The sequence below is a fragment of the Ruegeria sp. CI1 genome (assembly GCF_056536925.1).
Window position 1 is genome coordinate 43,448 of record NZ_JBQFQP010000010.1, and the last position, 23,772, is coordinate 67,219.

Below are 23,772 nucleotides of genomic sequence, written 5' to 3' on the forward strand. Positions count from 1 at the left end.
GGATAAGCCCTCCATGCGCCGCGCGGGGCGCGACAGCTTGCCTGATTGAGATTGTATTGACGTTGGGGCAATTGACTGCATGCCATCGCATACAATTTGACCCGACCACATTGAGACGACTGAGAGAGGAGACCGACGTGACCGATTTCGACACCGCAGACCTGGACAGCAGGATCGCCTTTCACGACACGCTGCAAACCATGGAGGCGGATTTTTCGGGCTTTCACTTCGACACTTCGGAAACCGTCAACCGATTTTACGACCGGCTGGAAGAGCGCATCGCGCAAACCGGTGAAGAGAAATGGTTTTTTCTGGTCAACCTGCACGGAACCCGGATCGATCCCGAGGCCTGGCTGGCCTATTCCCGCCGGGGCAAGGCGTTGAACCTGGCGCATTCCATGGGCTCGGTCCGCTATGATCCCTCGGACGAAACGCGGACCCAGATCGAGCGCGCGGCCAACACCGAATACTTCGACCCAAACCTGTTTGCCAGCCGTGACGAAGCGCTGGACCGAATCACCCAGTTGCCCAGCACGCGCCGCAAGCGGGTGCAGCACGATCCGAACTATGTTCTGAGCGATTTCGTGCGCAGACTTTCGTTCGACGCTGACGCCGGGATCATGGACGTGAATTTTTCTCATTTTGTCTTTCATCACTCGCGCGACGTGAACGAGTTTTACGACTATATCGAGGAACGCATCGCCGAGACCGGTCGCAAATGGTACTTTCTGGTCGACCTCAACGGTTGCGAAATCCTGCCTGCGGCGTGGGTGCAATATGCCCATCGGGGCAAAAAGCTGAACACCGCGCATTCCCTTGGATCGGTCCGCTTCGCCGCGGGGTCCGAGACCGAGGCCGACATCCGTCTGCGTGCCGAAACCCAGGGATTTCGCCCCAACATCCGCAACACGCGCGACGAGGCGCTGGAGCGGATTGCCGAGATGAAAGCGGAAAGCGAACACGCCTGACCCCTCACAGCCACCGCTTGCGGCGACGGTACGAACGCACGTCGCGAAAACTTTTTCGGCCCTCGTCGGACATACCCAGATAGAACTCCTTCACATCGGGGTTCTCACGCAGATCGGCGGCGGGGCCGTCCATCACCACACGGCCCGACTCCAGGATATAGCCGTAGTGGGCAAACCGAAGCGCCACGTTGGTGTTCTGTTCCGCCAGCAGGAAAGACACGCCTTCCTTCTGGTTCAGATCCCTGACGATTTCGAAAATCTCTTCGACCAACTGCGGCGCCAGGCCCATCGAGGGCTCGTCCAGCAGGATCGTTTCGGGTCGCGACATCAGCGCCCGGCCCATCGCCACCATCTGTTGTTCACCGCCTGATGTATAACCCGCCTGGCTGCGGCGGCGTTCCTTGAGGCGGGGGAAATAGTTGTAGACCAGCTCAAGATCCTGCTGAATCTTGCCCTTGCCGTCCTTGCGGGTATAAGCGCCGGTCAACAGGTTTTCCTCGACCGTCAGGTGTTCGAAACAATGACGCCCTTCCATCACCTGAATCACGCCCTTTTCCACCAGATCGGCCGGGTCGCTTTCGTGGATGCTCTCGCCGCGGTATTTGATCGACCCTTTGGTGACCTCGCCGCGCTCGGAATGGAGCAGGTTCGACACCGCCTTGAGCGTGGTCGTCTTGCCTGCGCCGTTGCCGCCCAGCAGCGCTGTGATGCCGCCCTTGGGAACGGTGAGGCTGACGCCTTTGAGCACGAGGATCACGTGATTATAGATCACCTCGATATTATTGACCTCAAGCAGGGTATCAGCCTGCACTTCGGTGGGTGTTGCCGCATCCAGCATCAGCGCTTGTCCTCATGCCTGTCCCGCGAACGCGAGACTTGTCCGGTACGGAGCGGCGGGCCAGCCGCCGCCCCCTGTTGATCCGCGCCCCGGCCCATGCCGGGGCACGTTCGGCTTAGTTGCAGCCCGCTTCGATGTTGTTTTCCGAAGCGTAAGCGCCCGAGTCTTCCTCGATCAGCGCGCCGATCACTTCGCCATCGGTCGGTTTGAAGTCCGAGATCAGAGACCAGGTCTTGTTGGCCGCATCCCACTGGGTCACACCTACCAAGGCGTCGCCACCATGGTTTTCGCAGTTGACCGAGAAGGCCGGGCCAAAGTTCGGAAGACCCAGTTCGGTCATCTTCTCCTGGCTCATTTCCAGAGCTTCCATGCCCGCGCGCATGTCGGACGAGGTGATGTCCGCATTACCCGAAATCTCTTGAGCCTTCTTGGCCGCTTCAGCAGCCAGCATGGCAGCATAAAGACCGCGGTTATAGAGCACCGAACCAACCTGATCGCCAGCACCGGCGGCCTTACCTGCATCGATCACATATTTCTGCAGATCGTCGTATAGCGGATAATCAGAGCCCACGTTGTGGAAGGTCAGCGCCTTATAGCCGTTGGCGGCCTCGCCTGCAGGCATGACGTCATGCTCTGCGCCCGACCACCAGATGCCGATGAAATTTTCCATCGGGAAGCGGATGTTGGCAGCTTCCTGAACCGCAACCTGATTCATCACGCCCCAGCCCCACATCAGGACATAGTCGGGACGGTCGCGACGGATTTGCAGCCACTGAGACTTCTGCTCCTGACCCGGATGGTCGACCGGTAGGGCGATGAGTTCATACCCGTGCTTCTTGGACAGCTCTTCCAGCGTGCGGATCGGTTCCTTACCATAGGCCGAGTTGTGATAGACCAGCGCGATCTTCTTGCCGTTCAGATCGCCACCGTTTTCATCCAGCAGATAGTTGATCGCGCCCGACGCACCATCCCAGTAGTTTGCAGGATAGTTGAAGGTATGGCTGAACACCTTGCCGTTCTTGGCCGAGGTGCGGCCATAGCCCATGGTGTGCATCGGGATATCGTCTGCAGTGGTTTTGGGGATCAGCTGATAGGTGATACCAGTCGACAGCGGCTGATACACCAGCGCGCCCTGGCCCTTGGTCGATTCATAGCATTCCACACCCTTCTCGGTGTTATAGCCGGTCTCGCATTCGATCACCTTGGCCGGTACGCCACCGATGCCGCCGTCGCGCTCGTTCAGCAGGGTGAAATAATCCGCATAACCATCGGCGAACGGAATGCCACCCGCCGCATAGGGGCCGGTCCGATAGCTGAGCGACGGAAACACGAGGTCTGCCATCGCCGGGCCTGCGGCCATCATGGCGCCCAGCGCCAGGGTTGCCAGTTTTGTCTTCATCGGGTTAGTCCTCCCTTGGTTTTGACCGATGTATCCACCCCGCAAATCCGGCCGGGGCCATCCGTAGGGCGGGTCGCCCCGCCCGGCCCTTCGTCAATAGGGGAAGGGCCAAAGTCTCAGTTTCTCCTTCGCAACGCGCCAGAGCTGGGCCAGCCCGTGCGGTTCGAGGATCAGGAACATGATGATCAGCGCGCCCACGATCACCAGCTGCAGGTGCGCCACGATATCGGTGGGCCAGCCCAGTACATCGACGCCCAGAACCTTCAGCACCACTGGCAACAACACCAGGAAGGCGGCGCCGGCGAAAGAGCCAAAGATCGAGCCAAGACCGCCGATGATGACCATGAACAGCACCAGGAACGATTTCTGGATGCCGAATGCCTCGCCGACCTCGACCGCGCCGAGATAGACCGAAAAGAACAGCGCACCCGAGATTCCGACAAAGAATGACGAGACGGCAAAGGCGCTCATCTTGGCCTTGAGCGGGTTCACTCCGATGATTTCCGCCGCGATATCCATGTCGCGGATCGCCATCCAGGTCCGGCCCGTGGTGCCGCGCGTCAGGTTGCGCGCGATCAGCGCCGAAACGGCCAGAAAGATCAGGCAGAACAGATAGGTCGCCCAGGCCGGTGCGTTCGGGCCGGTGATGATGATGCCGAACACGTCACGTTCCGGCGCGTTGATCTGGCCCGAGGCCGAGTAGTTGTAGAACCACGGCACCCGGTTGAAGAGCCACACAAGGAAGAACTGCGCCGCCAGCGTCGCAACTGCCAGATAGAACCCCTTGATACGCAAGCTCGGCAGGCCGAACAGGACACCGACAAAGGCGGTGATGCCGCCCGCAAGGAGCACATGAATGAACATGGACACCTCGGGGAAGGCAGTCATCAGCTTGTAGCAGGAATAGGCCCCCACCGCCATGAAACCGCCGGTCCCCAGCGAAACTTGACCGCAATATCCCACAAGGATATTCAGCCCGATCGCCGCAATAGCGTAGATCAGGAACGGCAGCAGCAGCGCGTTGGCCCAATAGTCGTTGATGACGAAGGGGATGATGCCAAAGGCCACCGCCAGAACGACATAGTACCGATAGCGGTCGAACTTGATCGGAAAGGTCTGGCTGTCGTCCTGATAGGAGACTTTGAAATCCCCGGCTTCACGATAGAACATGGCTCACTTTCCCCATTCTTCCTGCGCCCGTTTGCGGGTCGCGGCATCCAGTTGTTTCGATGATCTGGCGTAGCCGGTTGCCTCGGATAAACGCACCAGTTTGTTGATGGCGACCAGCTCTTGCACGGATCACACCCTTTCGATGATCTTCTCGCCGAACAGCCCCTGCGGACGGAACACCAGGAAGATCAGCGCCAGCACATAGGCGAACCAGTTCTCGGTCGCGCCACCCACCAGCGGGCCAATCGAGAATTCGAACAGCTTCTCGCCCACGCCGATGATAAGCCCGCCGACAATGGCGCCGGGGATCGAGGTGAAGCCACCCAGCATCAGCACCGGCAGCGCCTTGAGCGCGATCAGGCTCAGCGAGAACTGCACGCCCGACTTGGTGCCCCACATGATGCCTGCGACCAGCGCGACAAAGCCTGCAACCGACCAGACCATAACCCAGATGAAGTTCAGCGAAATACCCACCGACAGCGCTGCCTGATGGTCGTCGGCCACCGCGCGCATGGCCCGGCCCTGCTTGGTGTATTGGCTGAAGGCCACCAGCGCCGCCACCAGAAGCGCCGCAATCACGGTCGCCACAATGTCGAGGTTGTCGATGAAAAAGCCATAGCCGAAAATGTTGAACGTCGCCTCATCGATCCACAGGTTGATGCCCTGCGGCAGGCCCACATCCAGCGTCTTGATTTCGGAACCCCACATCAGGTCGGCCACACCTTCAAGGAAATAGGCCAGGCCGATGGTCGCCATGAACAGGATGATCGGCTCCTGCCCGACCAGGTGGCGCATGACGAAACGTTGCACGCACCACGCCAGCAGCACCATGACCGCCATGGTCAGCAAGATCGCCAGCGCACCGGGGATGTTCCAGCCGAAATGGGTAATGTGCCCGCCAAAGATCGCATTGATCAGGTGTGCGAACGGAACCTGCCCGTTCATGATCCCGACCAGCGTCATCGCCGCAAACAGCGCCATGACGCCCTGCGCATAGTTGAAAATGCCGGACGCCTTGTAGATCAACACGAACCCCAGGGCCACCAGCGCATAGAGCACCCCGGCCATCAGGCCGTTCAGGATGACCTCCATCGCAAAAATCAACTGATCAGGCATGTATGCCTCCCCTCATCTTTGTCAGGCGGTCAGTCATGTGCCACGCCCAGATAGGCGTCGATGACTTCCTGGTTGTTGCGCACCTCGTCGGGGGTGCCGTCGCCGATCTTCTTGCCGTAATCCATCACGACCACCCGGTCGCTCAGGTCCATCACCACGCCCATGTCATGTTCGATCAGGGCGATGGTGGTTCCGAACTCGTCATTCACGTCGAGGATGAAACGGCTCATGTCTTCCTTCTCTTCGACATTCATGCCTGCCATCGGCTCGTCCAGCAGCAGCAGCTTGGGCTCGGCCGCCAGTGCACGGGCCAGTTCCACCCGCTTTTTCAGGCCATAAGGCAGGCGCGCCACCGGGGTCTTGCGAATGTGCTGGATCTCGAGGAAGTCGATGATCTTTTCGACCGCCTCGCGGTTCTTGGTTTCTTCCGCCTCGGCCTTGCCCTTCCACAGCGCCTGCTGGATCAGGTTGGTCTTCATGTAGTTCAGACGGCCTGTCATCACGTTGTCCAGCACGCTCATGCCTTCGAACAACGCGATGTTCTGGAAGGTGCGGGCGATGCCCTGGCGTGCCACCTCATAGGGGCGCATGGCCGGACGTTTGGCTCCATGGAACCAAACCTCGCCCTCCTGCGGAACGTAAAAGCCCGAGATCACGTTCAGCATCGACGACTTGCCGGCGCCGTTCGGTCCGATAATGGCGCGAATTTCGCCCTCGCGGATGTCGAACGAGATATCCTTGATCGCCACCACGCCTCCAAAGCGCAGGGTGATGTTCTTCATTTCCATCACCACGCCGCCGATCTTGCGGCCGTCCTCGGTGACATATCCTTCGGATGCATCCAGCATCGGCTACTCCCTGAACTTCGCGGTTACGGGGCGGCGGGCGGGGCGATGCCCGGAACGGGCGAGCGGCGCACGCGCGGCCCTCATTCCGCCGCCACCTTGTGCTGCGCCACCGGGACAACCGGCGCGTCTATGATCTTCAGCGTTGCGCTGATCGATCCCTTGCGCCCGTCCTCATAGGTCACCTCGGTCTTGGTCGAGATCGTGTCCGACCCGTCGTATAGCGCGGTGATGATGTCGTGGAACTTCTCTTCGACAAACCCGCGCCGCACCTTCCGCGTGCGGGTCATCTCGCCATCATCGGCGTCCAGTTCCTTATGCAGAACAACAAAGCGATGCACCTGGCAGCCCGACAGCATTTCATCTGCCGCCACTGACTTGTTCACCTCTTCCACATGGGCCTTTATCGTCTCTAACACACGCGGATGACCCGCCAGTTCCTGATAAGACGCATAGGCCACGTTGTTGCGTTCCGCCCAGTTGCCCACCGCCGTCAGGTCGATGTTGATGAAGGCGACGCAACGGTCCTTGCCATTGCCGAACAGAACGACCTCCAGAATATCGGGATAGAACTTGAGCTTGTTCTCGACATATTTGGGCGCGAACATCGACCCGTCGGCCATCTTGCCCACATCCTTGGCCCGGTCGATGATCCGCAGGTGGCCCGAACCTTCCTCGATGAAGCCCGCATCGCCAGTCGCGACCCAGCCCTCGGCATCCTTGGTCGACGCAGTGGATTCGGGGTTCTTGTAATACTCGACGAAAACGCCGGGCGAGCGATAGTGGATCTCGCCCTTCTCGTCGATCTTGATCTCGACATCCGGCGCCGGAACGCCAACTGTATCCGCGCGCACCTCGCCATCGGGCTGCACGGTGATGAACACCGTCGCCTCGGTCTGGCCGTAAAGCTGTTTCAGGTTGATGCCGAGCGAGCGGTAGAAGTCGAAAATCTCGGGTCCGATCGCCTCACCCGCAGTGTATCCGACGCGGAACCGGCTATAGCCCAGCGTATCCTTGAGCGGGCCATAGACCAGAACATTGCCCAGCGCATATTTGAAACGGTCGCCAAAGCTGACTGGTTTGCCGTCCAGAATGCGGCCGCCGACCTTCTTGGCGTGGGCCATGAAGTAATCGAACATCCGCTTCTTCAGCTTGCCCGCATCCTCCATCCGGATCATCACGTTGGTCAGCTGGGTCTCGAACACACGCGGCGGAGCAAAGAAATAGGTCGGCCCGATCTCGCGTAGATCGGTCATCATCGTGTCGGCGCTTTCGGGGCAGTTCACGCAGAACCCGCACCAATAGGCCTGACCGATGGAAAAGATGAAATCGCCTACCCAGGCCATTGGCAGATAAGACAGAATGTCCTCGCCGCGCGTCAGATGATCGAAATCGGCCGAATTCTTGGCGCTTTCGATCACGTTGCGGTTCGACAGCACAACGCCCTTGGGCTTGCCCGTGGTGCCCGAGGTATACAGCATCACGCAGGTGTCGTCATAAGTGATATCCGCGATGCGCTGATCCAGTTCCGCGTCGAAACGCTGATGACCGGCGCGGCCCTCGGCCTTGATATCGTCCAGCGCGTTCATCTGGCTGTGGTCGTATTTCCGCATGCCGCGCTTGTCGGTATACAGGATGTGCTTGATCTGGTGCACCGTCTCCTGGATCTCGATGACCTTGTCGACCTGCTCCTGATCGCCGCAGACGACGTATTTCGCGCCGCAATGCTCCATCACATAGGTCATCTCTTCGGCCACCGAATCCTGATAGAGCGGCACCGGCACCGCGCCCACCATCTGGGCCGCAACCATCGACCAGTAATGCGCCGGACGGTTGCGTCCAATCACCGCGATATGGTCGCCTTTTTCAACGCCGATCTCCATGAAGCCAAGCGCCATGGCCCTGATTTCCTTGGCAGCCTGGGCCCAGGTCCAGCATTGCCAGATCCCGAATTCCTTTTCGCGATAGGCCGGGGCATCCCCGATTTGGGTTGCGTTGCGATGAAGCAGCGCCGGAAGGGATACATACCCTTCAGCGCCAGACTGCGTCTGAGCCAATGTCTTTTCTCCTCCCCATCCCGACCCGTCTAATGGCCGGAAACGTCCGCGGCTGCGAATCTGTCCCGATGTGGGACCTTCAAAGGTTGATCGGTAACTTTTTCCTGATGTTTTCCCAAATCTTACGAATTGTAACAAGTTGCGAAAATCCGGGTATGCCTTGTTACATTTGGCCACACCGGCGGGAACGGCGGCAAAGGCTCTACACCCTGCATCCGTCCGGTGATAGGCATGGGCTGCAAGGAGGAAGGCATTGGGCAATTCCGATCAGCGCATCAAGGCAATGACGACCGCCGGTCTGAACCTGATCGGACAGGCGCTGTCGATCTACGACAGCAACTTGAAACTGGTGCTGAGCAACCGCCGTTTCCAGGAAATGTTCGAACTGCCCGATCGTCTGGTCGAGCCCGGCGCGTCCTTCGCCGACACGATCCGCCATCTGGCCGAAAACGGCGAATACGCGCCCGAAGAGAATATCGAGGACATCATCCGCAGCCGCGTCGAACAGGCGCTGGCGTTCGCGCCGCACTATATCGAACGCATCCGCCCCAACGGTCAGGTCATCTCGGTCGAGGGCGCGCCGCTGCCGCAGGGCGGTTGGGTGGCGGTCTATACCGACATTTCCCGCACCAAGCGGGTCGAAGAGATGCTGCGCTCGCGGTCCGAGGAGCTGTCCGATCAGTTGCTGACCCATGCCGAGGAACTCTCGGCCACCAACCGCGAACTCGCCGCCACCATAACCGCGCTGGAAGAGGCCAAGCGGCAGCTGACCGAAATCGAATCGCGCACCCGCCTGACCACCGAAATGATGCCCGCCCATATCGCGCATGTCGATGCCAAAGGGCACTATACCTATTCCAATCGCCGCCTCAGTTCGGTGATGCCGGGACGGCCTTCGGAAATCCTGGGCCTGCACATCTCCGAGGCGCTCGGCCCCTCCGCCTTTGCCCGCGTCGCGCCACATCTGCAAAAGGCCTATGGCGGGCGCACGTCCGTCTTCGAATTCACCGAGGATCACGACCAGCGCCGCATCCGTGTCTCGTTCACGCCGGACGAAGAAGGCGGCGTCTATATCCTGTCGATGGACGTGACCGAGGAAACCCAGGCCCGCGTCGCGCTGCAGCAATCGCGCCGGCGGGCGATGGCGGCGCAAATGACCAGCGGGCTGGCGCATGACTTCTCGAACCTGCTGACCATCATCCTCGGCATGCAGGGCAAGCTGGAAAAGATGGCCCTGCCCGAAGAGGCCGCCGAACTGGTCGCCGCCACCCAGCAGACCGCGCGCCGGGGCGGGCAGTTGCTGAACCGGATCGCCGACATGACCGGCAACCGCACCCTGCATCCGCAGGCCACCGACATGCGCGGACTGCTGGAAGACATGAAGATCCTCGCCTCTCCCTCGCTGCCGCGCGGAATGGGTCTGTCAGTGGTGAACACCCTGCCCGACGAGGCATTGCTGCTTGATCCCGGCATGTTGCAGGATGCGCTGCTGAACCTGGTCCTGAATGCCCGCGACGCCTGTGGTGCGACCGGGCAAATCACCATCAGCGCCCACGCCATCGGCTCTATCTGGGTCGAGATCACTGTTACAGACACCGGCCCCGGCTTTTCGCCCGATGCCTTGGACAAGGCACTGAACCCGTTCTTTACCACCAAGGGCAGCGAAGGGTCGGGGCTGGGCCTGCCAATGGTCTATGACATGGTCAAATTGGCAGGCGGCGACCTGCAGCTGCGCAACTCGCCTTCGGGCGCGGCGGTGATCCTGCGCCTGCCCTATCGCGCCGCCCCGCAGGTGCAGGGCGGGCTGGCCCTGCTGGTCGAGGACAACGACGACCTGCGCAGCCAGTTCCGCGACCTTCTGATCGATCTCGGCCTGTCGGTGATCGAGGCCACCTCGGTTGACGAGGCCTGCGCGCTCACCGCCGATATCGAGGATATCTCGCTGGTACTTTCCGACATCAAACTCGAAGGTTCCGCCACCGGCATCGACCTGATCAAGCGCCTGCAACCCGGATTGCCCTGTATCCTGATGACCTCGCTGCCGCTGACCGATCCGCTGCACCGCCAGGCCCTTGCGCTGGGCCCGGTTCTGCGCAAACCCTTTTCGCGGGCGCAACTCTCTGCCCTGATCCGACCCGAGGCCGCCCCATGACACAACCGCTGGTGACCATTCTCGACGACGAACCCGAGATCCGACAGATCCTGACCGACGCGCTGGAAGAAGCCGGGTTTCGCACCCAAAGCTTCTCGCGCGCCCGCGAATTCGAAGCCTCGCTGAAACGGGTCACTCCGGATGTCTGCCTGGTCGACCTGTCGCTGCCCGACACCGACGGGCTGGCGCTGGTGCACCGGCTGGCGCTGGAACAGGGCGCGGCGGTGATCATCATCTCGGGCCGCGCCCAGGTACAGGACCGGGTGACCGGGCTGGAACTGGGGGCAGATGACTATATCACCAAACCATTCGACCCCGCCGAGGTGGTGGCCCGCATCCGCGCCCGCCTGCGCGCCCCGCGCGCCACCTTACAAACGGGCGGCAACACCGCGCTTTTCAACGGCTGGACCGCCCATTTTGACAGCTACATCCTCGAGGACGACAACGGCACGCAAACACCCTTCAGCCACGCCGAAGGCGAGGTGCTGCGACTGTTCCTGGAAAGCCCCAAACGCCTGATCAGCCGCGCCCAGATGCAGGAAATGCTGGGCGGCGGCGCCGGTGAAAGCTTCGACCGGGCGATGGATGTGCGCATCTCGCGTCTGCGCACCAAACTGGGCGAAGACCCCAAGAACCCGCGCCTGATCAAGACGATCTACGGGGCCGGGTACATCTTTCTGGGCGATGTCAGCTGGCGATAACCCAAAACACGCATAAAGCATCCGCTGCTTCTTTCTGGTCCGAAACAGGAACAGCGTTGGGCCGTCAGTCGGGCTGGTCAGGGCCGGCCTTCTCCGGTCGATCAGTCCGGCGCCAACACCGCCTGTTCCAGCACCCGCAGGCCCGCAACCAGATCGGCCTCATCGGTATCCTCGGCAAAATCGTGGCTGATGCCGCCGATGGAGGGCACGAACAGCATCGCCACCGGCATCAGGCGCGAGACATTGGTGGCGTCATGCAGCGCGCCCGACGGCATCGTCCGCCAGCGCCCCGGCGCAACCGCCTCGGCCCCGCTCTCCAGCGCCGAACGCAGGCGGCCATCCATCGGCACCGGTTCCAGTCCCAGCAGGGGGCCAAACTCCAACTCCATACCGGCTTCACCTGCAACTTCCTGCGCCGTTTGCCGGATGATCTCCTCCATCCGCGCCAGCCGTCCGGCCTCGCCGTCGCGCCATTGCATCGAAAAGGTGGCCCTGCCCGGCACGATGGACGAGGCATTGGGATGCAGCGACACATGCCCGATGGTCCAGACGGTTCGCGGCGTGACCACATTTCGGAACCGGTCGTTGATCCGCGCGCTGAACAGCGACATCGCCTGAAAGGCGTCGCGGCGCAAGTGCATCGGCGTGGTGCCCGCGTGGTTCTGCTGTCCTTGATACGTGATCTTCATGTCGCGGATACCCACGATATCGGTGACGACGCCGATCTGCTCGCCCTCGGCATCCAGTGTCGGCCCCTGCTCGATATGCATCTCGACAAAACCGGTGAATCGTTCCGGGTCCACGAAATCTCCGGCCAGATCGGCGATTGCCGCCCGCGCCGCGCCAAAGGCGATCCCAGAGTGATCGGTCAGCGTGTCGGCCCGATCCAGCGACAGATGCCCCGACCAGATGGCCGAACCGGTGGTGACGCCGAACCGCCCCTCCTCATCCTGAAAACTCACGACCGAGACCGGGCGATCCACCGCCCGCGCCACCTCAAGCGCCGCGATCACGCCCAGTGCACCGTCCAGCCAGCCGCCCTCGGGCTGGCTGTCGGAATGCGATCCCATCAACAACGAGGGGCCTTCGGCCAGACCGAACAGGTTGCCCACCGGGTCGACCTGCACCTGCAGCCCGGCCTCTTCCATCCGGGACGCAAGCCACTTCCGGGCGGCGATGTCGGCCTCGGAATAGGCCGGGCGCACCACGCCCTTGCCGACGCCGGACGCACCGAAACCGCGCAGCATGTGAAGGTCAGTCAGAAACCGCTCTGCGTCCACTGCCATAAGGTTTTCCTTTCCAGTCCGGGGCCTGAGGGGCCATTATTCGTGTCACATCACCACAACAAGTGACAGGTCCAAGGGAGAGAGGCAAATGGCAAAGACGGCACTCATCACCGGCGCATCCAGCGGCATCGGGCGCGGAACCGCCATCCGGCTGGCCTCGGACGGCTGGCACATTCTGGCCCACGGTCGCCGCGAGGACGCGCTTGCCGAAACGCTCGACATGGTGCGCACAGCAGGTGGAACCGGCCAATCCTTTGCCGCCGAAATGGGCGATATGGACGCTGTCGCAGCGCTGGCCGATTGGGCAACGGCGGGTGACCGGCTGGACGCCATGGTGCATTGCGCGGCGAAATTCACCTATGGCCCGGTCTCGACAGAGCGCTTTGCCGATTGGGACAGATCCATCGATCAGGTTCTCAGGGCGACGGTCAGGCTGACGGCGCACGTGCTGCCAAAGATTCAGGCGTCGCAGGGATCGTTTGTCTATATTTGCGGTCCAACCTCGTGGCTGGGCTGGAAGAACCACGCAATCCACTGCGCCCTTCGACACGCACAGGCCGGCTTCGCCAAGGCGCTGTTCGAAGACGTTCGCGAGGACGGGGTCGGCGTGACGCTGGTGCATCCGGGATTTGTCAACACACCCGACGTCAACGACACCGGCAAGGACCGCACGCGCATGATCCAGCTTGCGGACATATCCCAGATGATAGCGACCGTCATTACGCTGCCGAACACGGCCTGCGTCACCGAACTGACGCTGCGCCCCCAGCGCTCGCCTTATCTGTGATTTTTCACGCCAAAGCGGCGAAACCCCTCTGGCCCCCTGCGGAAAGCTGACCTAAGACTTGCCGCAAGAGGAGCCGGATATGTCCCACATCACGCTGGTGCGCCACGGGCAGGCCAATACCGAGGCGCGCGACGAGGAAAGCTATGACCGACTGAGCGATCTGGGCCATCAACAGGCCCGGTGGCTGGGCGCGCATCTGGCCGATACTCGCGCACATCATCCCCGCGCCTATTGCGGCACCCTGAAACGTCACGTGGAAACCGCCGCCAGCATGGGGCTGACCAACCCGGTGCAGGACGCGCGCCTGAACGAGATAGAGTATTTCGCCCTTGCCCAGCTGTTCGAAGACCAGCACGGCGTCGCCATCCCGCGCGACCGCGAGGGCTTTGTGCAGCATTTGCCAATGACCTTCACCGCATGGGCCAAGGGCGAGATCGAGAACGCGCCGGAAACCTTTGCTGAATTCGAGGCCCGCGTATCGTCAGCGCTGCATGACATCGGCACAAAAGGCGGGCCGGCGATCGTGGTGACCTCGGGCGGGCTGATCTCAATGGCGGTGCGGCAGGCCATGGGGCTGGAGATTCCGGCCATGGCCCGCGTCGCCCTTGCCATCATGAACACGTCGATGCATCGTCTGCACCCGATTGGCGATCACCTCAGCCCGGTCCTGTTCAACGCCGTGCCGCATCTGGAAACGCCCGACCGGCAATTCGCCCAAACCCACCTGTGACGGAGCCCACCATGCAGCTTTACTATGCGCCCCGCACCATCTCGGTCGCCGTTGCCATCGCCCTGGAAGAGGCCGGGCTGGAGTATGAGGCGATCCGCCTCGACTTCGCCAATGCCGAACAGACCAAACCGGCCTACAAACAGATCAACCCCAAGGGCCGCGTGCCTGCGCTGGCGGTTCAGGGCGGTATCCTGACCGAAACCGGCGCGTTGCTGGAATACGTCGCGGCCAGGGCTCCGCAAGCGGGGCTGGTGCCCGACGATCCGGTGATGGCCGCGCGCATGCGCGAGGTGATGTACTATCTCGCCTCAACCATGCACGTGAACCATGCCCACAAGCTGCGCGGCGCCCGCTGGGCCGACAAAAAAGCAAGCTGGAAGGACATGACCGCCAAGGTGCCGCAGACCATGACCGCCTCATGCAGGTATATCGAGGCGAACGGGCTGCGCGGGCCGTTTGTTCTGGGCGACCGGATCAGCCTTGCCGACTGTTACCTTTACGTGGTGTGCAGCTGGCTCGAAGGCGACGGGGTCGATGTGACGACCTTCCCCGGGATCGCCGCGTTTCGCAAAACGATGGAGGCGCGCGCCTCGGTTCAGGCGGTACACGCCGCCGGGATGCTTTGACAGAAGGACAGGATATGACACATCTCTGGGTCCGGGCCGAACAGCGCCCGAACGAAGAACGGGTGGGGCTGACGCCCGAAGGCGCGGCGCAGCTGATCGCGGCCGGTATCCGGGTGACGGTCGAGGACAGCTCGGTCCGCGCCGTTCCGATTGATGGTTACAAGGCCGCAGGGTGCGAAATTGCGGCCGAGAACAGCTGGCCCGACGCGCCGCGGGATGCGATCATCTTCGGCCTCAAGGAGCTGCCCGAGGACGGCACGCCCCTGCCTCATCGCCACATCATGTTCGGCCACGCCTTCAAGGGTCAGCACTCGGGCCGCGCGCTGCTGCAGCGGTTCAAGGCGGGCGGCGGCACGCTTTATGATCTGGAATATCTGGTGGACGAAACCGGCCGCCGGGTCGCCGCATTCGGCTATTGGGCCGGATATGCGGGTGCGGCGGTGACGCTCAAGGCCTGGGCAGCGCAGCAGCGTGGCGAATTGTGCGGCTCCGTGGGCGTTTATCCCGGCAAGGATGCGCTGAACGCCGAGCTGCTGGCCGAACTGGACGCCACCGGTGCGGACCGCCCCCGCGCCATCGTTATCGGTGCATTGGGCCGGGTCGGCACCGGCGCTTCGGACCTCTGTGAGGCGATGGGCGTTCAGGTCACCAAATGGGACATGGCCGAAACCGCAAGCGGCGGCCCCTTCCCCGAGATCCTCGCCCATGACATCTTTCTCAACTGCATCTTCGCCCGTCCCGGCACGCCGGTCTTTGTCCCCCGTGACGCGATGACCGCCCCCCGAAGACTGACCGCCATCGGTGACGTCGCCTGCGATCCGGACAGCGATTACAACCCGGTTCCGGTCTATGACCGCGCCACCACCTGGGGGGCCCCGGCCCTGCGCGTCGCGACCAATCCGGTGCTGGACGTGATGGCGATCGACAACCTGCCCTCGATGCTGCCAGTGGAAAGCTCGCAGGACTACGCGGCGCAACTGCTGCCCTCGCTGGCCACCCTGAACGACTTGACCGCAGGTGTCTGGGGCCGGGCCGAGGCTGAATTCACAACCCATATCGAAAGGATCTGAGCGATGACCATTCACTGGTGTGGCACCGGCCTGTCGGCCATCCCCGGATTGCGGCGGCTGATCGAGGCGGGCCATCCCGTCACCGTCTGGAACCGGACCGTCGAAAAGGCCAGGGCCGAGGTCGGCGACCTGACCGATGACATCCGAGCCTTCGACATCGACGCGCTTGGCGCGGTGCTGGCCAAGGGCGACGTGATCGTGTCGATGCTGCCGGGCGACTGGCACGTGCCGCTGGCCGAGCTGGCGATCGCCAAGGGCGCGAATTTCGTCTCATCCTCGTACATCGCGCCCGAGATGCGCGCGCTGGATGACAAGGCGCGCGAGGCGGGCGTGGCGCTGGTCAACGAAGTGGGTCTCGACCCCGGCATCGACCACCTGATGGCGCATGCGCTGGTCGATGACTACCGCGCCTCCGACGCGTTCGATCCGCAAAACCACCTCAGCTTCATTTCCTATTGCGGTGGCATTCCCAAGCACCCCAACCCGTTCCGCTACAAGTTCAGCTGGTCGCCGCTGGGCGTTCTCAAAGCGCTGCGTTCGCCCTCCGGCTCGATCCGCGACTACGCACCGCTCGACGTGGCCCGCCCTTGGGATGCGATCACCAGCTATGTCGCCCCCCTGCCCTCGCCGGAAAGCTTCGAGGTCTACCCCAACCGCGACTCGATCCCCTTCAAGGCCCAGTACCATTTCGAAGACCACTGGCCGGTCAAAGAGTTCGTCCGAGGCACCTTGCGCCTGAACGGCTGGGCCGATGCGTGGGCGGATGTATTCCGCGAAATCGAAACCCTTTCCGGTCCCGAAGGCGACGCGCGGCTCAAGGAGATGTCCGACCAGTTCTGGGCCGAAAACGCCTATGACGAGGGCGAGCCCGACCGCGTTGTCCTGTGCGTCGGGCTGAAGGCCGAAAAGGACGGGCGCGAGGTCTGGCACAAGACCTATGTCATGGATGCATGGGGCGACGCGCGCGGCACCGCCATGGCGCGTCTTGTTTCGATCCCGGTCTCTCTGGCGATCGAGGCAGTGCTGAACCGCGCCATCCCGGCGGGCGTGCACGCTGCACCCAGCGATCCGAAACTGGTTCAGTCATGGATGGGCGAAATCGACACGCTGGCCCAGCATCTGCAGGTGGTCGATCACCTGGCCTGACCCACCGAAAATCTGCCCCATCACAACGGGTGATGGGGCAGCTCACAGAATTCGGCGTTTCCTTTCGGCTGCGACCTGCCATAAACACCCGCTACATCTGCCGGAGAGCCCCATGGCGCAGCACACCGCCCGACCAACCGACAACATAGACACTCCTCAGGGGCTGGCTTTTGCCATCACGGCCTATCTGCTGTGGGGGTTCCTGCCCATCTACATGAAGGCGCTGGCCCATATCCCGCCAGCCGAGGTTGTCGCGCACCGGGTCATCTGGTCGGTCCCGATTGCCGGTGCGCTGCTGATCGTGCTGCGCCGAACCCGCGATCTGCGCACAGCGCTGACCCACCCCCGCACATTGGCGATGGGGTGCCTGACCGCAGCTCTGATTTCGGTCAACTGGGGCATCTATGTCTGGGCTATCGGAGCGGGCAAGGCGCTGGATGCGGCACTGGGATATTACATCAACCCGCTCTTCAGCATCGCCTTGGGCGCGCTCTTGCTGCGCGAAAAACTCAGCCCCGCCCAACTCGTCGCAATCGCCCTCGCGGCCACAGCCGTCATCGTGCTGACCGTCGCGGCAGGCCGCCTGCCCTGGGCCGCCATCGGGTTGACCCTGACATGGGGCTTTTATGCCTTTTTCAAGAAATCCCTGCCCATCGGCCCCAATCAGGGTTTCATGCTCGAAGTGCTGATCCTTTCGGTTCCCGCACTTGGGTATCTGACCTATCTGTCGGCCAATGGCGAAAACCACTTTGGCGGCAATATGGTCGATACCTGGCTGTTGATCGGTTGCGGCCTGGTCACCGCCGTGCCGCTGATCGTCTATGCCAACGGTGCCAAACTGCTGCGCCTCTCGACCATCGGCATCCTGCAATATATTGCGCCGACGATGATCTTCCTGACCGCCGTCTTCATCTTTGGCGAGGAATTCGACCGCGCCCGCATGATCGCCTTTCCGATGATCTGGGCGGCGCTGGTGATCTATACCGTGCCGATGATCCGGCGCATGCGCGCTCAGGCCTGAGCAAGGATCACCCGCGCCAATTGCTCGGCCCACAATGCATAGGCGCGCGGGCTGGGGTGATAGCCGTCCGGCGCGGCCAGTGCCGGGTCGTGCGGCAGATCCAGCGACAGATGCCGTGCCTCGGGAAAACCCGCCACCACTTCGCGCAACCCCTGATCCAGCCGCGCGGCCTGTCGCCCCAGAACCCAGGCCAAAGGTTGCGGCAGGGCCGGAAACCGGTGCATCTGCGGCACACCCGTGACCACGACGCGTCGCGCGCCCAGCGGCCCGGTCAGATGCCGCAGCAAAGTCGCCTGCCGTACCATGAACTGCGCCCTGGTCGCCCCCCGCGTCACGTCATTGACGCCCAGTGCCGTCACCACCACGTCGAATGTGCCGTGCATCCCCATTATCCGCTCCAGCGTGTCCCGCGTGGTGTGCCCGGTTGTGGCCTCCAGCCGCCACTCGACCGCATGGTGCCTCCCCAGATGTCGGACAAGCTGCCCCGACAATGCCTGCGCCTGCGTGCCCGCGCCGACGCCGGCCGCCGAACTGTCCCCCGCAATCAGCAGCCGCAACACCGGGCCTCGCCCCTCGCTCCCCTCGCGCGGGCCAACCGGCTCGGGCAACAGCTGCACCTTGCGCCGCACCGACAGTCCCTGCGCGGCCAAAAGCGGCAACAACGGCACCCGCAAGATCTGGTCGGCAGCAATCAAGAGAGAGCCTCGCGAAAATTCAGGAAGCGGGCATCGGTCAACACCCGCGCGTTCATCGCGCCCCGCAGCGCACCGACGGTCTTGTGGGGCCGCATCACCACCTCGAATTCCTGAATCAATCCCGCGTCGTTCAGGGTGATCAGATCCACGCCCACCGCATCCAGCTCCCCGACCTTGCACTGAAACTCCAGCGCCCAGTCCCGACCCTCGCCCATGATCCGGCGATAGCGGAACTCGGAAAACACCTGCCCCACATGGCCCAGCACCGCCGCAACCGGCGCGCGCCCGGTCCATGTCTTGTAATAGGTCGGCGGCAGAAACCGCACATCCTCGGCCAACAGGGCGTGAAGCTGGCTGTCATCGCCCTTTGCCACGACCTCTTGCATCTTTTTGATTGTCGGGTGCATCTCGGCTCCTCTCGTTTGGCCAGAGAGTTGCCAAACGTCGCGCGTCGCGCAAGCGCGACGTTGCGGGACCCCGCCGCCTGCGTTAGGCAGGCGCGCATGAGCGAAACCTATGAGCCCCCGCAAACGCCGCTGGATATCCTGCACGAAGACGCGCAGCTGATCGTGGTGAACAAACCCCCCGGACTTCTGTCGGTTCCGGGGCGCGGCGAGCATCTTGCCGATTGCCTGCTGACGCGGGTGCAGACCGCTTTTCCGCAGGCACTGCTGGTGCACCGGCTGGACCGCGACACTTCGGGGGTGATGGTCTTTGCCCAAACCCCCCACGCCCAACGCCACCTGGGCCTGCAATTCGAGAACAGGCAAACCCGCAAGACCTATGTCGCGCGGGTCTGGGGGCGGCTGGAACCCAAGACTGGCACTGTCGACCTGCCCCTGATCGTGGACTGGCCAAACCGGCCACGGCAGATGGTCTGTCACGACACAGGCAAGCCGGCGCTGACCGACTGGCGTGTGGTGAAACACCAAGGCGACACGACCCGCGTGCGCCTGTCCCCGAAAACCGGCCGCTCGCACCAGTTGCGCGTGCACATGCAGGCGCTCGGGCACCCGATTCTGGGTGACCCGTTCTATGCCTCGGGGACTGCGCGCAACTTTCCCCGCCTGATGCTTCATTCCGAGGAACTGCGCCTGAAACATCCCGAAGGGGGTCTATCAATGAAATTTCGGGCTGCCGCGACGTTCTAGTGCAGGGGCGCTGCCCCTCTTGCCCTGCGGGCAATTCACCCCGGGGTATTGAGGGACAGCGTCCCTCATACCTATGTGAACAAAAGTGCGCCGACGGCGCTCATTTTACTCCGCCGCCCAACCGCCGACGGCCTTGACCTCAAGGAAATCCTCCAAGCCCCAGACGCCTCCTTCGCGCCCGTTGCCGGATTGCTTCATGCCCCCGAACGGGGAACCGGCAGAACGGGATTGCCCGTTCATCTCGACCATGCCCGAGCGCAGGCGGCGCGCCATGCGGTTGGCGCGTCCGGCGTCCTGCGTCTGGACATAGTTGGTCAGACCATAGGGCGTGTCGTTGGCGATCTCGACGGCTTCCTCTTCGGTGTCGAACGGGATCATGGTCAGGACCGGGCCAAAGATTTCCTCGCGCGCGATGGTCATCTGGTTGTTGGCATCGGCAAAAACCGTGGGGCGCACATAATAGCCCTTGTTCAGCCCCTCGGGCCGTCCGGTGCCACCCGCGACCAGGCGCGCGCCCTCGTCGATGCCTTTCTGGATCAGGTCCTGGATCTTGGTCCACTGCACCTCGTTCACCACCGGGCCGATATGGCGGCCTTCCTCCAGCGCGCTCCCGACAGTGACTTTGCCCGCGACTTCCGCCGCGGTTTCCACCGCCTGATCATAAATCGGGCGCTGCACCAGCATCCGGCTGGGCGCGTTGCAGCTTTGGCCGGTGTTGTTCATCATGTGCAACACGCCGCGCTTGACCGCCTTTTCGTCCGCATCGGCAAAAACTACATTCGCGCCCTTGCCACCCAGTTCCAGATGCACCTTTTTCAACGTGTCCGCCGCGGCCTTGGAAATCGCCGTGCCCGCGCGGGTCGAGCCGGTAAAGCTGACCATGTCGATATCAGGATGCGCCGACAGCTGCGAACCGACGCCCGCGCCATCGCCGTTCACCAGGTTGAAAACACCCGCAGGGAATCCGGCCGCGTCCATCATCTCGGCAAAGATCATCGCGTTGAGCGGGCTTTGTTCCGACGGCTTCAGAACCATCGTGCAGCCCGCAATCGCCGCCGCACCCACCTTGAGCGTGATCTGGTTCATCGGCCAGTTCCACGGCGTGATCAGCGCCGCGACCCCAACCGCCTCATAGATGATGCGGTCGCCCGGCGCGTGATCGCCCAAGGGGCGTTCGAACTGGAACGCCTTGGCGGCGCGGATGAAGTTTTTCAGGTGCCAGATGCCCGCACCCACCTGTTGCGTGCGCGACATGTCGATCGGCGCTCCCATTTCCAGCGACATGGCCTGGGCCAGATCCTCGCCGCGCGTCTGGTAGATGTCGATCAGCTTTTCCACCAGTGCAATCCGTTCTTCGACCGGCGTCGCCATCCAGCCCGGAAGCGCCGCCTTGGCGGCGGCAACGGCGGCGTTCGTATCCGCTTGGGACCCCAGAGAAATCACCGCGCAGGGCTCTTCGGTCGAGGGGTTGATCACCTGAAAATCACTTGCGACGGCCGGGGCCACCCATTTGCCGTTGATGTAAAAGTCGCGTTTCTCGATCATGGCTCTCCCTCCTGATCCGGGATGTTTTCGACCGCTCGGTCGGTTTTCGCGGCCACTCTGTCACTGCCTTACAGGAGGGGCAAGAGGAGAGTCAAAAAATTTGATCAAATTTCTGCCCCAATAAATTCCCCTTGATTGATACGGATTCCCGGTGGTTCTTCGCCACAAGTCCTGTAACTTCACTCCTTAGTGATTGGTTTGGCACCAACCGACTCGAAATCTCAACGAAAGGACATGAGCCATGGGTTTGCGCATCAACGACACCGTTCCCGATTTCACCGCGGAAACAGATCAGGGCACCATTCAGTTCCACGACTGGATCGGCGACAGCTGGGCGATCCTGTTCTCGCATCCCAAGGATTTCACCCCCGTCTGCACCACCGAATTCTCGGCCGTAGCGCAGCTGGCGGATGAATGGGCCAAGCGCAACACCAAGGTGATCGGCGTCTCGGTGGACAGCGCCGAGGACCACAAGAAATGGAAGGGCGATATCGAGGCCTATGGCAAGGCCAATCCGGGCTTTCCGATCATCGCGGACAAGGGGCTGGAAGTGTCCAAGGCCTTTGACATGCTGCCCGCCGGCTATTACCTGCCCGACAACCCGACCCCGGCTGACAGCCAGACAGTGCGCGTCGTGTTCATCATCGCACCCGACAAGACACTGAAACTGTCGATGACCTATCCGATGAATGTGGGCCGCAATTTTGCCGAAGTACTGCGGGCGCTGGACGGGCTGCAGACCGCCGCCCGCGAGAACGTGGCGACCCCGGCAAACTGGACACCCGGCGACGATGTGGTCATCCCCGTTGCCGTCAGCAACGAGGACGCCAAGGCGAAATACGGTGAATTCACCACCCATTTCCCCTATCTACGCACCACGAAATTGCCCGGCTAAGGTTTTTGCGGGCGCAGGTGCAACTGCGCCCGATACCAGCCGCGCCTGAGTTCCCGCCCCAGCTTTTCGCCGGGGCGGATTTTTTTCTGGATCGTCGATCCGCCGATCTGGCCCGCGACCTCCTTGTTGCCGGTCCCCAGCAGGGCGTGAATAGGCTGTCCGGTGATCCAGTGCATCTGCAGGAAAGTATCCACCGGCCGGTCGATGCGCTCTGTCACCGCCAGCAACCGTTTCGCGGCGTTTTTCCCAACCATCTGGCAGACGCATTGCAGGGCGATGATTTTGGGCAAAATCAGCTTCAGATCGCCCCGCTCCTCCAGCACCTGGGCCGGAACCTCGCGCTGTTTCACCGGCAGGCGGATATAGTGGTCGGGCGTCGCATGACGCTGCAACACTTCCAGCGCCGCCCCGAACCTTTCGGGATCGACCTGCAGATCGTCTTCGGCAATGATCGCCAGGTCGATATCTTCCTCGACCAGCTTGCGCCAGATACGCCGGTGGCTTTCGAACACCCCGATCTCGGTCGGGCGCAACGGGAAGGGATAGTGCGGCCGGTACAGGTCGCCGTCATGCAGACCGACCCCGGCTATCTGCGCCGGATCGCGACCATTGACCGCCTCGAACAGCTCGGCACCGGGCAGGTTCGCGCACAGCCGTTCGGCATTCGGACGCCGCGCCGTACTGGAAGACATATGAATAATAAAAGATCGCATGCCCCCGTGCATAGAACACGGGGGCATGCTGTGGAAGCGAAACCGGGAGGGGAGGCTTCCACCAAGGGATCAGAAATTGAAGCGAACCCCGAAATTGACGCTGAACGTATCGAGATCGTCCTCGACCGTGCCGGTCGAAACACCGTTGGGCGCCAGGCGCGGGCTCGAGACATCGAAGGCCCGCGCATAACGCGCATCCAGCGTCAGGGCGGTGGCATCGTTCAGGTCATAGGCAACACCGGCGATCAGCTGGGCAGCGAAATTGGTATCATCGCCGTCAATTGCGACGCCGGGGCCATAAACCACATCGATATCCGAATAGGTCGCGCCGATGCCGAACCCGGCATAAGGCGTCAGCCGGCCGTTTTGCTTGAAATCGAAAAGCACGTTGGCAAACAACGAGGTCTGGGTCACATCCCCCGAAACGTTGCCTTCGGCCCCCGGACCATTGCCCGAGAAATTGACCCCGTCGGCATCGTTGTCGCGATAGGACAATTCCAGCTCGACCCGGGTGCCGACAGTGCCGTTCGACCATTGCGGGATTTCCCGGCCAATCGCGACACCAAGACCATAACCGGTGTAAAAATCGGTATCGACATTCTGGTTCGAGCCGCCGATGACGCCCGAAAAATCGGTGTCCTGCAACTGGCTGAACCCTGCATAGCCTTGAATATAGGTACCTTCGGGCAGGCTTTGCGCCGACAAGGCGGTGGCCGACAGCGCCAGAAATGCGGCGGCGGAAAGGGGGCGGGAAATCATGTCTGGGGATCCTCTGTTCCGGATTGTGCAGTGTGCAAAACACATCTGGTGACGCGGAAGCCAAAGAAAAGGACGGGCCGGATCACATGCCGTCACGGTTGC

At 62.2% G+C, this 23,772-nt stretch carries 24 protein-coding genes; 11 read left to right on the forward strand and 13 right to left on the reverse strand.

The window, feature by feature from the left end; all coding sequences use genetic code 11:
* Window positions 1-137 precede the first annotated feature (137 nt).
* Complete coding sequence (locus tag ACR0LZ_RS13050; RefSeq protein WP_480750246.1) at window positions 138-968, forward strand: hypothetical protein; 831 nt, start codon at window positions 138-140, stop codon at window positions 966-968.
* A 4-nt stretch (window positions 969-972) separates the two neighbouring features.
* On the opposite strand, the gene ACR0LZ_RS13055 is transcribed toward ACR0LZ_RS13050, so the two are convergent.
* From ACR0LZ_RS13055 to ACR0LZ_RS13085, 7 genes are all read right to left on the reverse strand, one after another.
* The gene (locus ACR0LZ_RS13055) at window positions 973-1,806 is read right to left on the reverse strand and encodes an ABC transporter ATP-binding protein (protein ID WP_480750247.1); all 834 of its coding nucleotides are present in this window, start codon (window positions 1,804-1,806) and stop codon (window positions 973-975) included.
* Window positions 1,807-1,921: 115 nt separating this feature from the next.
* Window positions 1,922-3,205: an ABC transporter substrate-binding protein gene (locus tag ACR0LZ_RS13060; protein WP_480750248.1), complete on the reverse strand. Its 1,284-nt coding sequence runs from the start codon at window positions 3,203-3,205 to the stop codon at window positions 1,922-1,924.
* Between the two features lie 93 nt (window positions 3,206-3,298).
* Entirely contained in the window at window positions 3,299-4,375 is a 1,077-nt protein-coding gene (locus ACR0LZ_RS13065) for a branched-chain amino acid ABC transporter permease (RefSeq protein WP_480750249.1), read from the reverse strand.
* 3 nt (window positions 4,376-4,378) lie between these two features.
* Window positions 4,379-4,501 carry a hypothetical protein gene (locus ACR0LZ_RS13070; RefSeq protein ID WP_480750250.1) on the reverse strand — a complete coding sequence of 41 codons (123 nt, stop codon included), beginning with the start codon at window positions 4,499-4,501 and terminating at the stop codon, window positions 4,379-4,381.
* Window positions 4,502-4,504: 3 nt separating this feature from the next.
* Window positions 4,505-5,491, reverse strand: coding sequence for a branched-chain amino acid ABC transporter permease (locus tag ACR0LZ_RS13075; RefSeq protein ID WP_480750251.1), 987 nt, complete (start codon window positions 5,489-5,491; stop codon window positions 4,505-4,507).
* A 29-nt stretch (window positions 5,492-5,520) separates the two neighbouring features.
* Window positions 5,521-6,339 carry an ABC transporter ATP-binding protein gene (locus ACR0LZ_RS13080; RefSeq protein ID WP_480750252.1) on the reverse strand — a complete coding sequence of 273 codons (819 nt, stop codon included), beginning with the start codon at window positions 6,337-6,339 and terminating at the stop codon, window positions 5,521-5,523.
* An 80-nt stretch (window positions 6,340-6,419) separates the two neighbouring features.
* Window positions 6,420-8,393, reverse strand: coding sequence for an AMP-binding protein (locus ACR0LZ_RS13085; protein WP_480750253.1), 1,974 nt, complete (start codon window positions 8,391-8,393; stop codon window positions 6,420-6,422).
* 283 nt (window positions 8,394-8,676) lie between these two features.
* Here ACR0LZ_RS13085 and ACR0LZ_RS13090 point away from each other — a divergent pair, with 283 nt between their 5' ends.
* Both ACR0LZ_RS13090 and ACR0LZ_RS13095 read left to right on the forward strand, forming a co-directional pair.
* Window positions 8,677-10,545 carry a PAS-domain containing protein gene (locus ACR0LZ_RS13090; RefSeq protein ID WP_480750437.1) on the forward strand — a complete coding sequence of 623 codons (1,869 nt, stop codon included), beginning with the start codon at window positions 8,677-8,679 and terminating at the stop codon, window positions 10,543-10,545.
* The gene (locus tag ACR0LZ_RS13095) at window positions 10,542-11,246 is read left to right on the forward strand and encodes a response regulator transcription factor (protein WP_480750254.1); all 705 of its coding nucleotides are present in this window, start codon (window positions 10,542-10,544) and stop codon (window positions 11,244-11,246) included. Before ACR0LZ_RS13090 ends, ACR0LZ_RS13095 begins: the two co-directional genes overlap by 4 nt.
* A 101-nt stretch (window positions 11,247-11,347) precedes the next feature.
* Here ACR0LZ_RS13095 and ACR0LZ_RS13100 read toward each other — a convergent pair whose 3' ends face one another.
* Window positions 11,348-12,532 carry a Zn-dependent hydrolase gene (locus ACR0LZ_RS13100; RefSeq protein WP_480750255.1) on the reverse strand — a complete coding sequence of 395 codons (1,185 nt, stop codon included), beginning with the start codon at window positions 12,530-12,532 and terminating at the stop codon, window positions 11,348-11,350.
* An 88-nt stretch (window positions 12,533-12,620) separates the two neighbouring features.
* Here ACR0LZ_RS13100 and ACR0LZ_RS13105 point away from each other — a divergent pair, with 88 nt between their 5' ends.
* The 6 genes from ACR0LZ_RS13105 (at window position 12,621) to rarD (ending at window position 17,912) form a co-directional block, all read left to right on the forward strand.
* Window positions 12,621-13,319: an SDR family oxidoreductase gene (locus ACR0LZ_RS13105; protein WP_480750256.1), complete on the forward strand. Its 699-nt coding sequence runs from the start codon at window positions 12,621-12,623 to the stop codon at window positions 13,317-13,319.
* 79 nt (window positions 13,320-13,398) lie between these two features.
* Window positions 13,399-14,049, forward strand: a complete 651-nt coding sequence (locus tag ACR0LZ_RS13110) for a histidine phosphatase family protein (RefSeq protein WP_480750257.1) — start codon at window positions 13,399-13,401, stop codon at window positions 14,047-14,049.
* An 11-nt stretch (window positions 14,050-14,060) separates the two neighbouring features.
* On the forward strand, window positions 14,061-14,675 hold the full coding sequence (locus tag ACR0LZ_RS13115) for a glutathione S-transferase family protein (RefSeq protein ID WP_480750258.1): 615 nt from the start codon (window positions 14,061-14,063) through the stop codon (window positions 14,673-14,675).
* 14 nt (window positions 14,676-14,689) lie between these two features.
* Window positions 14,690-15,745, forward strand: coding sequence for a saccharopine dehydrogenase (locus ACR0LZ_RS13120; RefSeq protein WP_480750259.1), 1,056 nt, complete (start codon window positions 14,690-14,692; stop codon window positions 15,743-15,745).
* A gap of 3 nt (window positions 15,746-15,748) precedes the next feature.
* Window positions 15,749-16,891 carry a saccharopine dehydrogenase family protein gene (locus ACR0LZ_RS13125; protein WP_480750260.1) on the forward strand — a complete coding sequence of 381 codons (1,143 nt, stop codon included), beginning with the start codon at window positions 15,749-15,751 and terminating at the stop codon, window positions 16,889-16,891.
* Between the two features lie 112 nt (window positions 16,892-17,003).
* Window positions 17,004-17,912: an EamA family transporter RarD gene (rarD, locus tag ACR0LZ_RS13130; RefSeq protein ID WP_480750261.1), complete on the forward strand. Its 909-nt coding sequence runs from the start codon at window positions 17,004-17,006 to the stop codon at window positions 17,910-17,912.
* On the opposite strand, the gene ACR0LZ_RS13135 is transcribed toward rarD, so the two are convergent.
* Window positions 17,903-18,607, reverse strand: coding sequence for an SGNH/GDSL hydrolase family protein (locus ACR0LZ_RS13135; protein WP_480750262.1), 705 nt, complete (start codon window positions 18,605-18,607; stop codon window positions 17,903-17,905). The two genes, rarD and ACR0LZ_RS13135, sit on opposite strands and share 10 nt — an antisense overlap.
* Window positions 18,604-19,014, reverse strand: coding sequence for a nuclear transport factor 2 family protein (locus ACR0LZ_RS13140; RefSeq protein ID WP_480750264.1), 411 nt, complete (start codon window positions 19,012-19,014; stop codon window positions 18,604-18,606). The genes ACR0LZ_RS13135 and ACR0LZ_RS13140 overlap by 4 nt, the downstream gene beginning before the upstream one ends.
* A 96-nt stretch (window positions 19,015-19,110) precedes the next feature.
* On the opposite strand from ACR0LZ_RS13140, the gene ACR0LZ_RS13145 reads away from it, so the two are divergent.
* Window positions 19,111-19,758: an RluA family pseudouridine synthase gene (locus tag ACR0LZ_RS13145; protein WP_480750265.1), complete on the forward strand. Its 648-nt coding sequence runs from the start codon at window positions 19,111-19,113 to the stop codon at window positions 19,756-19,758.
* A gap of 105 nt (window positions 19,759-19,863) precedes the next feature.
* On the opposite strand, the gene ACR0LZ_RS13150 is transcribed toward ACR0LZ_RS13145, so the two are convergent.
* A complete protein-coding gene (locus ACR0LZ_RS13150) occupies window positions 19,864-21,303 on the reverse strand; it encodes an aldehyde dehydrogenase family protein (protein WP_480750266.1) in 1,440 nt (479 codons plus the stop codon).
* 241 nt (window positions 21,304-21,544) lie between these two features.
* On the opposite strand from ACR0LZ_RS13150, the gene ACR0LZ_RS13155 reads away from it, so the two are divergent.
* Complete coding sequence (locus ACR0LZ_RS13155; protein ID WP_480750267.1) at window positions 21,545-22,198, forward strand: peroxiredoxin; 654 nt, start codon at window positions 21,545-21,547, stop codon at window positions 22,196-22,198.
* Here ACR0LZ_RS13155 and ACR0LZ_RS13160 read toward each other — a convergent pair.
* Complete coding sequence (locus ACR0LZ_RS13160; RefSeq protein ID WP_480750268.1) at window positions 22,195-22,911, reverse strand: glycosyltransferase family 25 protein; 717 nt, start codon at window positions 22,909-22,911, stop codon at window positions 22,195-22,197. The two genes, ACR0LZ_RS13155 and ACR0LZ_RS13160, sit on opposite strands and share 4 nt — an antisense overlap.
* Before the next feature lie 69 nt (window positions 22,912-22,980).
* The gene (locus ACR0LZ_RS13165; protein WP_480750269.1) at window positions 22,981-23,670 is read right to left on the reverse strand and encodes an outer membrane protein; all 690 of its coding nucleotides are present in this window, start codon (window positions 23,668-23,670) and stop codon (window positions 22,981-22,983) included.
* Window positions 23,671-23,772: the final 102 nt, after the last annotated feature.